Origin of the sequence: Methanothrix harundinacea 6Ac, from assembly GCF_000235565.1 — an archaeon.
Lineage (GTDB): Archaea > Halobacteriota > Methanosarcinia > Methanotrichales > Methanotrichaceae > Methanocrinis > Methanocrinis harundinaceus.
The window spans coordinates 757,778-769,903 of record NC_017527.1; the positions used below are offsets into that span (position 1 = coordinate 757,778).

The following is a 12,126-nucleotide window of genomic DNA, read 5'->3' on the forward strand; positions in this document are numbered from 1 at the left end:
ATATAATAGGGTGTCGATGGGCGGGGCGATCGGGTTATTGGCAGGAAGTAAGCAGATCCCGATCGAAATCCATCGGAAGCTTTTTCGGGTATTACTGATATCGGAGGCTTGGAGATGTAGAGTGTGGCCGTTCCGGAGAAGATCCTTGAGTTGGTTGAAAAATTCGAATTGGTCATTGATAAATATAAATCTAGTTATAAAGAAGAAGAAATTAAAATTGAATTTATAAATCCTTTTTTTGAAGCTCTAGGCTGGGATGTCCGAAATAAGAGCAATAACCCCCCAGATCAGAGAGAGGTCAGGTTTGAAGATACCTTGAGGTCAGAGGGGGAGACCCAGAGGCCCGATTATAGCTTCTGGCTTGACAGGGAGAGGAAGTTCTTTCTGGACGCCAAAAAACCTTCAGTGAATATTGAAGGAGGAATAATCCCAGCATTCCAGATAAAGCGTTATGCATACTCTTCTACCCTGCCGCTTGCCATTGTAACCGACTTTGAAGAGTTTGCCGTTTACGATTGCAGGATCAAACCGTTCAAATTTGATAAGCCACAAAAGTCTAGATTATTATTAATAAAATATTATGAATATGAAAAGAGATGGGACGAGATCGCCTCGTTGTTCTCCAAAGAGGCCGTTCAGAGAGGCTCCCTCGGCTCCATCCCTCCGCCAAAAGGAAAAAAAGTCGACGACGCTCTTCTGGAGGACATCTCTGATTGGCGAAATGCTCTGGCGGCGAGCATCACTAAGATGAATCCAGAGATCTCTCAGAAGAGCCTGAACTATGCGGTCCAGATGACGATCGACAGGATTCTATTTCTAAGGATCTGTGAGGATCGGTCTATTGAGGACAGCGAGCGGTTGAAGGGGCTTCTTGATGGGGATGATGTATATAAGAGGCTGTTTGAACTCTTCGAAGAGGCCGATAAGAGGTACAATTCGGGGCTGTTCCACTTCCATCCTGAGGAGGAGAGGAACAACTTCGACGCCATCACCCCGTCGATAAAGATCGAGGACAATGTTCTTAAGAATATAATTCAAAGCTTATACTATCCTGACAGCCCCTACGTCTTCTCTGAGATCCCTGCCGATATTCTTGGTCACGTTTACGAGCAGTTCCTGGGGAAGGTCATCCAGCTGGACGAGAGCCACAAAGTGAGCGTGGTGGAGAAGCCTGAGGTGAGGAAGGCAGGAGGCGTTTATTATACTCCATCATATATTGTAGATTATATCGTTAAAAACACCGTCGGCAAGCTCTTGGAGGGGAAGACCCCCAAGGAGGCCTCTGACCTTCGCATCCTCGATCCCGCCTGCGGTTCGGGGTCGTTTCTGATAGTGGCCTATCAGCACCTCTTGGATTGGCACCTCGACTGGTACAAGGCCCATCTCGTCCCTCTCTTGGATGCTGGAGAGAAGCCGACATCAAACGGGGTGCAAAATCTCCTCCCGTCTCCGATCGAGAGGCCAGGGAAGAACGCCAGGTCCCGATCGAAGAAGATCTGGGAGAGGGCTTCGGTGGCGACCCTCCCCATCGAGGAGAGGGCGGGAGAATGGCATCTGAAGACCGCCGAGAGGAAGAGGATCCTCCTCAACAACATCTATGGCGTGGATATAGACACTCAGGCCGTGGAGGTGACAAAGCTCTCCCTCCTCCTCAAGGTCTTGGAAGGAGAAAATAAGGCCACCATCACCGATCTCAACATGTATTCAGATGAGAGGGCTCTGCCAGATCTTGGAAATAATATAAAATGTGGCAATTCCCTAATCGGTTGGGATATCCTTGAAGATAAGCCCGATCTCTCCCAGGAAGAGCTGGAGAGGATCAATCCATTTATATGGGAGGATGAATTTAAAGAGGTCTTCGCCAAAGGCGGTTTTGATGCGGTAATTGGAAATCCGCCTTATATTAGAATTCAAATGATGAAGGAATGGGCTCCTGTAGAGGTGGAATTTTACAAAGAGCATTACACGGTCGCCAAGAAAGGGAACTATGACGTTTATGTCGTATTCGTCGAAAAGGGATTGGCCCTCCTGAACGAAAGCGGTCGTTTAGGTTTTATCCTACCAAATAAATTTTTTAATGCACAATATGGTTCACCGTTGCGTAGTTTATTATCAAATGGAAAAAATTTAGACGAAATTGTTAATTTTGGGCATGGACAAATATTCTGTGGCGTAACTACCTATACATGTCTGATCTTTCTGAATAAAATGCCAAAAGATTCATTCAAATATACATATGTCGAAGACTTGAATTCATGGAAAGAGGACGCATTATCAATAACGGGTGAAATTCAAGCTAAGAATGCAGCATGTGCTGAATGGAATTTTATTGTTGGAAAAGGTTCAGATCTTTTTGATCGTTTGAGTAAGATGCCTGTGAAGTTGGGAGATGTGGCTGAAAGGGTGTTTCAAGGGATCATTCCTGGAATGGATGCAGTTTATTCGATAAAATTGATCGGGGAAGATGATATTGTAATATGTTATTCGCGGGCTTTATCTAAAGATATTCAGATAGAAAGTAAAATTCTTCGTAAAATCGCCAGCGGTTCTCAGGTGAAGGCTTATACAATTGTAGATGATAAATCAAGAGTTATCTATCCTTATCACTTTGAGGGAGATAATTGTGTTTTAATTCTGCCAGATAAGATGAAACAGGATTTTCCTTTGGCTTATGATTATCTTCAAAAAACCAGAGATCTATTGGACAAAAGAGATCGTGGCTCGGCTAAAGGAGCCCAATGGTATCGTTATATTAGAACCCAAAATATTGGATTACAAGCATATCCTAAGTTGGCCATCCCTCGCCTCGTCCATCGCTTGTGTGCAGCCTATGACGCAAATGCAGATTTTTGTTTGGATAACGTGGATGTGGGTGGAGTGATTCTCTCTGAAAATAGCCCTGTTGGTTATATTTATATACTTGGCTTATTAAATAGCAAGCTACTCAACTATTATTTTAAAATTAATAGTGTTCATTTTCGAGGTGGTTTTTTCTCTGCTAATAGGCAATATATTGAACGTCTCCCCATTCGCACCATCGACTTCTCCGACCCCCAGGACGTCACCCGCCACGACAAGATGGTGAGCCTCGTGGAGACGATGCTCGACCTGCACAAACAACTCCAGGAAGTCGGCACGCCACATGAAAAAACGCGCATCCAAAATCAGATCGGTTATACGGACAAGCAGATAGATGCCTTGGTCTACGAACTGTACGACCTCACAGAGGAGGAGATCGCCATCGTGGAAGAGAGCACAAAATAGCGTTCCTGCACTCATTTTGAATTATAAGCTCCGGCGCCAGCCACACCGCAAGACCCTTATTTCACAGAACCCTCCCCACCACCGGAATCCGCCTCAGCACCAGCTCGCTCGCCACAAAGCACAGCGGCACCGCCACCGCCGCCGCCACGGCGAACTTGGCGAGGGGGTGCCACGCGAATCCCCGCAGCGCGGCGGTGACGAGGATCAGGATCACCGGGTGGAAGAAGTAGACGGCGAAGCTGTTGTCCGCCATGAACCGGGCAAGCCTCCCGCCGGAGTTGAACCGCTCCCGGAATATGACGACGATGCCGAGGCAGGCCCCCACGCAGAAGAAGGCCTCCCAGAGGGCGTAGGCCGCGCTCTGCCAGCGCAGGCCGCCATTGATCATCGATATCTCGCCCTCCGGCCCGATCCCGACGAGGAAGAGGGCGAGCCAGAAGGCGGTCCCGCCGACGAGGGCGGCCTTCAGCCAGACGATCCCGAAGGGATAGGGGATCCTCGCGAGCCAGCGCCGCCGGCGGGCGGCGACCCCCACGACGAAGAGGGCGACGTAGGAGGCGAAGAAGGAGAGCTGCATGTTCAGGACGGCGGTCCCGATCGGCTGGACGAGGCGGATGGCGAAGGCGGCGGCCGCAATGACGAGGATGAGGGCGATGACCTCCCGGTGGCGGGGGAGCGTCGCCTCCTCTCCCGCCCCTTCTGCCCCACCCGCTCCTTCCACCCCTTCCGCTCCTTCCGCCTTCTCCTCGTCCCTCTTCTCCGGATCTCCCCGAAGGAGCCTCGCCGCGGCGTAGGCGGCGGAGAAGATGAGGAGGGCGATGGCAAACCACATCGGCCCCGACCCGCCGAGGAATTGGAGGCCGAGGAGGTATCCGAGGTAAAACCCCCCCGGAGCCGGCAGGGGTGCCACCGCCGAGAGGCTCATCACGTAGTATAGAATCGCCGGGTTGATTATGAGCATGTAGATCAGGGCCGGTACCCCGAGGCGGACCGCCCGGTCCCGCAGGAACCTGCCCGCGCCCTTCCGGCGGAAGGAGGCGGGGACGAAGTAGCCGGCGACGAGGAAGAGGAGGCCCAGGGAGTAGGCCTGGATGAAGGATTGGATGATCCCGAAGGAGAGGGTGGTGAGGGGTTCAAGGGCCGCAGCCTCTCGGTAGTACCACATCCCCAGGCCCGAGTAGGTGACGGCGGCGTGGAGGATGACGACCTGGACTATGACGAAGGAGCGGATGTTGTCGATGAAGTAGAGGCGGCCTTTCTCAGCCGCACCTTCCGGCATGATCATCCTTAAGCTCAACCCATCCTCACGCTCCGGAATCTTCTATTATTTTTCAAATTTCAGCTAAAATGCGTCCACATATTTAACTTAAGCCGCCTCCACCGAAGCCCTCGGCCCAACCCCACCCCACCCCACCCCTCAAAGCTTCCGGCCGGCCATCCCGAAATCGCCAGGGATCATCCGGCAGAGAGATGATAGAGCTTGAGCGCGGCCACCAAAAGATGCCTCATCGGACCCGGCCGCCCTTCTCCTCGACGGCGAACTCCTTTATGTCGAGGAACCGGAGCATCCCTCGAGAGACCGCCTCCGCCTCCTCGATTCTGAGACTATTTTCGAAGATGGGGCCGTCGAGGACTAGGGTGTGAAACTCGCCATTCTCGCCGCAGGGGTCGATGGAGGGGTCGAGGGCTTTCAGCTCCGAGACGAAGCTTCCATCGATCCGGCGGCCGAGCCACTCGTCGCCGAGGAGGTCGGACCGGACCGCGACGATCGCCGCCTCAAAGCCGGAGGCGAGAAGCTCCCCGATGACCTCTTCAGAGTCCATCATCCAGATCGGCATCATCGGCTCTATGCCGAGGTCGGCAGAGATCCGGAGGACGAGGGCGTCGTGGGTCTTTATGTGGCCGAAGATGGCGGTCCCGATCCTCCTTCCCCGGCCCCTCTCGGCCTCGTCGAGCTGGCGAACGATCCGCTTGAACTCCTCCTCGTACGAGAAGAAGCCGGTCCGGATCAGGGGCAGCCCCATCGATTCCGCCTGGGCGGCGAGGAGGGCGGCCTTCACCTCGTGGGCCCCCTCCCGGCCTCTATTCCAGAAGGAGAGGAGGTAACCCACCTTCACCCCCGCCTCCATCGCCCTGTAGGCGGCAAGGCACCCGTCCTTCCCCCCGGTCCAGGAGGCGACGGCGATGGCCTCTCCCGCCAGGTCGGCCTCCTTCCCCGGATCCCTCCTCATCTTCACCCTCCTCCCTCCAGGGTGGAGACTATCCTTCGGTCGAGGGCCCCGGCCGCCTCTCGGACCTCCTCCCCCTCGGCGGCCAAAAGCTTCGCCAGATCCCGCCGGAGGGGCCCGATCCGGAGCGCCTCCTCCTCCGCCGGCAGCCCCCGGGCCGCCGAGACCGCCTCCTCCATCCGGGCGAGCCTCCTCCTTTGGGGGTCGTCCTGGAGGGCGTCGATGAGCCCCGACAACGCCGCCGCCGCCCTATCCCCCCGGGGCGTCAGGGCGAGCCTCCGGATCCTCCCCTCCGGCTCCGAGGTGACGAGGCCCATCCCCTCCATGGCCGCCAGGACCTTCAGGGTGTGGGGGACGGTCGAGTCGATCGCCTTCGCGACGGCGGAGACGTAGGCGGGGTCCAGCTCCCGGATGGCGAGGAGGGCCATCGCCGGCTTATCCCTCAAGAAGAAGAGCTCAGGCCCCCCCTTCATCAATCCCACCTCGGCCGCCGTATCCGGGGGATTCCTCAGGGCTCAGGGAAGCCCTCTCCCTCCGGAAGGTCGGGGGGGAGGACGGGGGCGGACCTCGCCTCCTCCGGGAGGAGGACCACCACCGGCTCGCCGTAGCCCCCAAACCGCCTCACCTCCAGGGTTTCGATCACGATCTCCATACCGCCGGCCGCCTCCGGGGGCATCCTCAGGATCCCCGGCCCGGCGGAATAGACGGCAGAGATCCGGCTCTCCACCGGGAGCCCCGTCTCCTCCGAGACGAGGACGGTCCATTCCAGCTCCGATCCCCTCTCAAAGAGGCGGTCCATCTCGATCAAGAGGGGGATTCTGGGGTCGATGGAGCTGATCTGCCCCAGCATGATCCCGAAGGCGGTGTCCTCGTCGGGGGCGACCTTGAGGCTCCAAACCCTCTCGCCGTCGACCCGGTCCGTCCCCTCAACGGCCACCTCGCCCCGATCGATCATCTCCATCATATGGGCGAGCTGATCGGTCTTCTCCATCCTGAAGGCCGGGTCCGGCTCCAGGAGGCCGATCCACTCCCCTCCCATCCTCTGGTACCGGGTGTTCTTCAGGAAGTAGACCTCGACGGCATCGTCGGCGGTCCGGTCCCCGGCGAGGGTCGTCCTCCTCGACTCGATCTTCTCCATCGAGCTGAAGCCGGTGAGGTTGATCTCCCCCCTCCACCGGAGGGAGATCCTCTCCCCCTCCAGGGACCCCTCTCCGCTGAAGTTCCGGTACTCGACGGTCTGGTCCATCTCGATCTCGAACCGATAGGATTCGAGATCTTCGACCGCCTCCGCCATCATCCCCCTCACCTCCTCCTCCGTCGGCGCCGGCTCCCTCTCGAGGCATCCGGCGAAGGCCACCGCTGCCAGGGCCACCAAGAGCAAGATCCTCTTCACCAAAATCCCCCTCTTCCCTCCCATCGGCCCCCCCGCCCCTCGGCCCTCCGGGCCGAAGGAGGGCGACCTCCCCGGTCTGGGGCAAAGCCTCACGAGCGGCCCTTCCTCATCCGGAGCTCTCGAACTTCTCCCCGGTGATCATCTCGAAGAGCCTGATGTATATCTCGCTCGTGGTGGCGACGACCTCCTCGGGGAGGGGCGGTATATCGGGCTCCGCTTCTCCCTTATCCCGGGCCCCGTAGAGCCGGTCCTTGTACCCGGTCCTCCGGTAGTGCTGGCGGACGTGCTCCTTGGAGAGGTCGACGAACTCCCCCTCCTGATACTTCGCCCTGTCCCAGAACCGGTCCTCGTCGGCGGTCCCGAAGACGTCGATCACCATCAGCTCCCTATCACCATCGAAGGCGAACTCCTTCTTCCCATCGACGTGGATGAGCCCCCGGGGCTCCACCTCTCTTCTTATATCCTCGTCGATCCTGAGGACCGTCTCGCAGATGGCCTCGTACTCCTGGGGGGTGATGCCGGCGAGCTTCAGCGCCTCGCCCCGGTCGAGGAGCCTGTCCACCCTCTCCAGCTTCGTCGATACCTCGATGAACGGATCGGGGAGGGGCTCGCCGTACTCGACCTTATGCCCCCCGGGGAAGCCCAGCTCCTCGGGGCCGACCTTCCCGGTGACGAGCCTGTCGAAGATCGATCCCGCCGCGTACCACCGGCAGATCACCTCCAGGGGGATCAGGTAGTTCCTGGATCCAGGCCCGATGTCCTCAGGCTGGATCACGTCGACCTTCTTGACCAGCATCCCGTTGGGGGGGAGGAACTCCTCGAAGTGGGTCTTTATCCCCATCCTCTTCGCCCGGTTGAACCAGTGGACCCCCTCCCGGCAGAGGGTCTCCCCCTTGTGGGGGATGAGGGTCGGGATCACCTTATCGAAGACGGATATCCTGTCCGTGAACCTGAACTCCAGCTCCCGGCCGAGGTCGTAGACCTCCTTGACCGAGCCCTTCCTCAGAGGCTTCCTTTCCATCGTCCCCCCATCTCCTGGCAGATGGATAACTCTTTTGCTGAACGGAGGTCCGGCGGAGATCTTCGCAAGGTGAAGACCTTCAGATAGGGATGGCTAAGACCACGCCCCCACCCCGGAGGCCGGGCCCCGGGATGATGGGGGCGGCAGGACCCCTCCGGGGTGGAGGGGGGAGGACGCCCCGCCGGGGGGTCCGGCCCAGGAGCCCCGGGCTTCGCCGGTTCCAAGAAGCGCCCCCGGCGCATAGATGGCGTACCTCCCCCCAGCCGGGCTCGTCGAGAGGCCGATCCAGAGCCTGACGAGGACCGGCTCTCCCAGGACTACGCACCGGAGGTCCAGCTGGTTATAGGTCACCTCCCCGGCGGCGGCGACCTGCTGGAGGCGTACGCCCGTGGTCATCGTCCCCTCGCCGAAGATCTGGCCTTCGGCCTGGTAGAGGGTGAGGTCCAGCCTCCGGGGCGCCTCCCCCTCCAGGGTGATCGTCCAGACCCCCGCGGCTTCGGAGGCCCTCGGCCCGGGCGCCGGCCAGGGGGGGACCCTGTCAGCAGATAGGTTCATGATCCCGAGGAGGTAGCCCTCGGTATGGTGGACGTCGGCGATCCTCAGGCCTTCGATCCCGAGCCACTCGTTCCCGTAGTATCCGTAAGCCGACGCCGGAAGGGAGGCGGCGAAGATCGCAGCCGTCAAAGCCAGAAGAATTTTCATATCACAAAACCCTCCTAAAAGTCCGGGGGAAAAAAGATGATATTGGCCTCCGGTCAGGCCATGGCGCTTCCGCCCGATACCCCCATCCCTACTCTGACCGTACCGGAGGAGTCCCCCGGGGCGGTCAGGGCGGTGGGGTAGAAGCGGCTCCCATTGCAGTTTCCGGCCCAGGTGACGCCGTAGGATGAGTAGGCGGTGTAGGTGCCGAAGATGCTGTTTCCGCTCACCATCGTCCGGAGCCTGTACATGTTGTCTCCGCCGACGGTGACGAGGCGGAGGGATAGGGAGGACCCTTCCACCGACCCCGCCGCCGTCACATCCTGGAAGCTGACCCCCGTGGTCAGGACCCCCCTGCCGAAGACCTCGTTTCCGATCTGGTAGAGGGTGAGGTCTGAGCTCCTCGATTCGGTGTCGACGAGGTTGAGGGTCCACCTTCCGGCGACCGCAGCCCAGGGCGACCCCGGGGTCGTCGTCGGCGGGGTGTATACGTTGCCTCCGCCGGCGGCACCGGGGCTCATCCCGGTGACGGGATCGATGTAAAAGAGGGACTCGTTCCTGAAGGAATCCCTGATATCCGCCCGGAGCTGGCTTCCGGTCAGGTCGTCCAGATTCGGGCCGTCGGCCGCCCCTGGATGGGCGAGGGCTGCCAGGGCGATCACGGTCAAAGCTATTTGAAGTCTCATTTCGCGTAAACCTCCTTTATCGTAATGGTGATGGATGGGGCCGGGCCCCGGACCCGGCCTCAGGTTGGCTCAAGCCCTTCGAGAGCCGGAGACCGTCCCCGACCAGTTGGACCCGTCGGTCCCGTAGGCGGAGTAGCTCCCGGAGACGAGGTTTCCAGTGAGGGTGAGGTCGAAGCGGTATAGAGAGACCGAATCGAGGGAGACGAGGTCTAGGACGAGCCCATCTCCGACGACGGTTCCGCTGGCCGCCGCCTGGCTCGCGGATGAGAGCCCCGAGGGGGGCTGGTTCAGCCAGTCGATCATCGACTCGATCCCCCGGTCCCCCGTGGAGGAGCCGACGGCCTCCGATCCGCTCGCAGGTCCTAAGACCCCCTTACCGAAGACGAGGTCTCCCGTCTGGTGGAGGGCGAGGTCGAGGGTCCTGGTGGTGCTCTCCGTCACCGCCAGGGACCATCTCCCCGAGAAGTTGGAGGGCTCCTCCGCCTCCACCTCCGCCGGCGCCGTCGTCCCGGTGGAGGTGCCGATGGCGTACACCTCCCTTCTGGCCCCCGGGGTCGGCAGGGTGGCTATCCCTCCGTCGGTGGGCCTCAGGGTCGTATTATTCGCCGGGCTGCTCCCGGCCTTCTCTAGGTACTCCGCGGTGTTGTTCACGTCGGCTATGCTCATGCTCCACCCTCCGAGCCAGTCCTGGAGGGCCTGGCCGGCGGAGAGGATCGATATGAAGATGACGAGAGATAGCAGAGCTCTCTTGCCGTTTATAGTCAAATCTTAACCCCCGTTCCCTTTAGGTGAACTTCAGGGTATAAAATCATTTGGTCATCAAAAACCGCTTTCGGTGAGGGTCATCTCTCCGGATCGAAGATCTCAGGATGGGCCCGCCTGAACTCCTCATCCTTCATCATGCACCCCTTTGGCCTTCTCCGGAGCCAGCGGTCCCGGCCCATATCCCTCCAGATATCCCGGAGGCTTCTATCCCGGACGTTCCCGAAGGGGGTGGGCATGTAGGCGCAGGGGAGGACGTCCCCGGAGGCGTCGACGTGGAGCCACCTCCTCCCCGCAAAGCAGCCGAACATCTCGGGGCCGAGGAGGTAGGGGAAGGCCGAGACCCGGGGCCCATCGGGCAGGCGGTTCTTATCGAGGTGGAACCGGCCGAGCCGCTCGACATCCGCCGCCGTCAGGACCTCGTCGGCGTGGGAGGACCACCTCCCCACCGCCACGATCTCGTAGAGGGAGAGTTCCTGGACCGAGAGCTCCGCCGCCAGGGAGTAGGCCTCCTCCAGTTGGTCGATGTTCATGGGAGAGGCGACCATGAAGAGGTCGACCATCAGCCCCGCATTCAGGGCGTTTCTTATCCCGGCGAGGGCGTCGGAGAAGGCCCCCTCCCGGCCGCGGAACCGGTCGTGGTCCTCGGGGCGGGGGCTGTCGATGGAGATCCTGACGGCGTAGAGCCCCGCCCCCTTCAGGGCCCTCGCCCGCTCCTCGGTGAGGCCGAAGCCGCTGGAGAAGGTGGTGGTGATCGCCCTCTCGTCGACTCCGGCCACCAGCTCCGGGAGGTCCCGCCTCAGCATCGGCTCGCCGCCGTCGAAGGTGATCAGGTAGGAGCCGAGCTCCAGGGCCTCGCCGATCGCCCTCGATATATCTCCGGAGGCGAGGACCTCCCCCCCCCGGGAGGGGGCGCTGCAGTGGAGGCAGTCGTTGGGGCAGGCGCGGATGATCCCGATGGAGAACTGGTCGGGGACCTTTCGCCGGGTCAGGGCCGCCACCTGGGAGGAGATCATCCGGTCGAAGGCGAGGCTGGGAGCGGGGGGGATCCAGGTGGAGAAGACGATTCCCTCGGGGCCGGAGCTGATCGGCTTCTCGCCGGCGAAGGTCTCGTTGATCTTCCTCATGACCGGGGCCGCGACCCGGGAGAGGGGGCCCGTCGCCCGGAAGGCGATCTTCTCCCCCTCGGTCTCGGCCTCTATCTTCAACAGCGGCCTTTTTGCGACTTGCATTCCTCTCCCCACATGTCTACGATGCTTCCGAGCCTCGCCTTGACCTCCTCGTCCCCCCCCGCCTCGGCGAGGGACCCCTTCGCGGCGCGGCAGTGCTCCCGGATCGCCTCGGCGCAGAGGCGGACCGTCGCCTCCGCCGAGTGGTCCCTCCGGTATATAACCGGAAGGGTGGCGGAGGTCTTAGCCGAAGACTTCCCCTTCTCCATCCCCAGAAACTCGTTCAGGTCGTCGGCGATCTGGTAGGCGAGGCCCAGGTGTCTCCCGTACCTCTCGAAGAGGGCGACGTCTTCGGCGCCTGCCCCTGCTATCATGCAACCGATCTTGGAGGAGGCGGAGATGAGCGACGCCGTCTTCTTGCATATGCAGATGTAGTAGTCCTCGGGGGTCGTCCTGCTGGCGAGGTCGAGCATCTCCCCCTCCGACATCTCGACGCAGGCCTGGGAGAAGGCCTCGATCACAGGCTGGCGGTAGCCGGAGATGAGGCCGATGGACCTGGATATCAGGTAGTCGCCGCAGAGGAGGGCGGCCTCCATCCCGTACCTCTTAAAGGCGCTCTCGGCTCCCCGCCGCTCGATCCCCCCGTCGAGGATGTCGTCGTGGACGAGGGAGGCGGCGTGGACGAGCTCCAGGGCGAGGGAGGCTTTGACCGAATAGGCGGGGTCGCAGCCGAAGGCCTCCGAGGAGAGGACGAGGATGAGGGGCCTGACCCGCTTCCCGGGGGTGTTGAGGACGTACCTGATCACCTCCCCCAGCCCCGAGGCAGGAAGCGTCTCCGTCAGCCCCAAAAGCTCCCCGTTGATCAGATGGTACTCGTCCCAGGCCTCGAACATCTCTGAGGTGG

Annotated in this window: 11 protein-coding genes; 1 reads left to right on the forward strand and 10 read right to left on the reverse strand. The window is 60.2% G+C overall.

All coding sequences use genetic code 11. The annotated features are described in order from the left end of the window. The first annotated feature begins 123 nt into the window (after positions 1-123). Complete coding sequence (locus MHAR_RS03680; RefSeq protein WP_014586274.1) at positions 124-3,264, forward strand: Eco57I restriction-modification methylase domain-containing protein; 3,141 nt, start codon at positions 124-126, stop codon at positions 3,262-3,264. A gap of 61 nt (positions 3,265-3,325) precedes the next feature. On the opposite strand, the gene MHAR_RS03685 is transcribed toward MHAR_RS03680, so the two are convergent. The 10 genes from MHAR_RS03685 to MHAR_RS03730 all read right to left on the reverse strand — a co-directional run bounded on the left by MHAR_RS03685 (position 3,326) and on the right by MHAR_RS03730 (position 12,115). Next, on the reverse strand, positions 3,326-4,561 hold the full coding sequence (locus tag MHAR_RS03685) for an acyltransferase family protein (protein WP_143763267.1): 1,236 nt from the start codon (positions 4,559-4,561) through the stop codon (positions 3,326-3,328). 208 nt (positions 4,562-4,769) lie between these two features. Next, positions 4,770-5,495: a Dph6-related ATP pyrophosphatase gene (locus MHAR_RS03690; protein WP_048144325.1), complete on the reverse strand. Its 726-nt coding sequence runs from the start codon at positions 5,493-5,495 to the stop codon at positions 4,770-4,772. A 2-nt stretch (positions 5,496-5,497) separates the two neighbouring features. Beyond that, a complete protein-coding gene (locus tag MHAR_RS12390) occupies positions 5,498-5,965 on the reverse strand; it encodes a winged helix DNA-binding protein (protein WP_014586277.1) in 468 nt (155 codons plus the stop codon). Positions 5,966-6,000: 35 nt separating this feature from the next. Then, positions 6,001-6,885 (reverse strand): hypothetical protein, encoded by an 885-nt coding sequence (locus tag MHAR_RS03700; protein WP_143763268.1) that lies wholly within the window; start codon positions 6,883-6,885, stop codon positions 6,001-6,003. Between the two features lie 106 nt (positions 6,886-6,991). Next, positions 6,992-7,906, reverse strand: a complete 915-nt coding sequence (locus MHAR_RS03705) for a phosphoribosylaminoimidazolesuccinocarboxamide synthase (RefSeq protein WP_014586279.1) — start codon at positions 7,904-7,906, stop codon at positions 6,992-6,994. 93 nt (positions 7,907-7,999) lie between these two features. Beyond that, complete coding sequence (locus tag MHAR_RS03710) at positions 8,000-8,608, reverse strand: hypothetical protein (RefSeq protein ID WP_014586280.1); 609 nt, start codon at positions 8,606-8,608, stop codon at positions 8,000-8,002. 53 nt (positions 8,609-8,661) lie between these two features. Continuing rightward, a complete protein-coding gene (locus tag MHAR_RS03715) occupies positions 8,662-9,291 on the reverse strand; it encodes a hypothetical protein (RefSeq protein WP_014586281.1) in 630 nt (209 codons plus the stop codon). Between the two features lie 69 nt (positions 9,292-9,360). Continuing rightward, positions 9,361-10,056 carry a hypothetical protein gene (locus tag MHAR_RS03720; protein ID WP_014586282.1) on the reverse strand — a complete coding sequence of 232 codons (696 nt, stop codon included), beginning with the start codon at positions 10,054-10,056 and terminating at the stop codon, positions 9,361-9,363. Between the two features lie 77 nt (positions 10,057-10,133). After that, the gene (locus MHAR_RS03725; protein WP_014586283.1) at positions 10,134-11,285 is read right to left on the reverse strand and encodes a radical SAM protein; all 1,152 of its coding nucleotides are present in this window, start codon (positions 11,283-11,285) and stop codon (positions 10,134-10,136) included. After that, positions 11,258-12,115 (reverse strand): polyprenyl synthetase family protein, encoded by an 858-nt coding sequence (locus MHAR_RS03730; RefSeq protein WP_014586284.1) that lies wholly within the window; start codon positions 12,113-12,115, stop codon positions 11,258-11,260. The genes MHAR_RS03725 and MHAR_RS03730 overlap by 28 nt, the downstream gene beginning before the upstream one ends. Between the last annotated feature and the right edge of the window lie 11 nt (positions 12,116-12,126).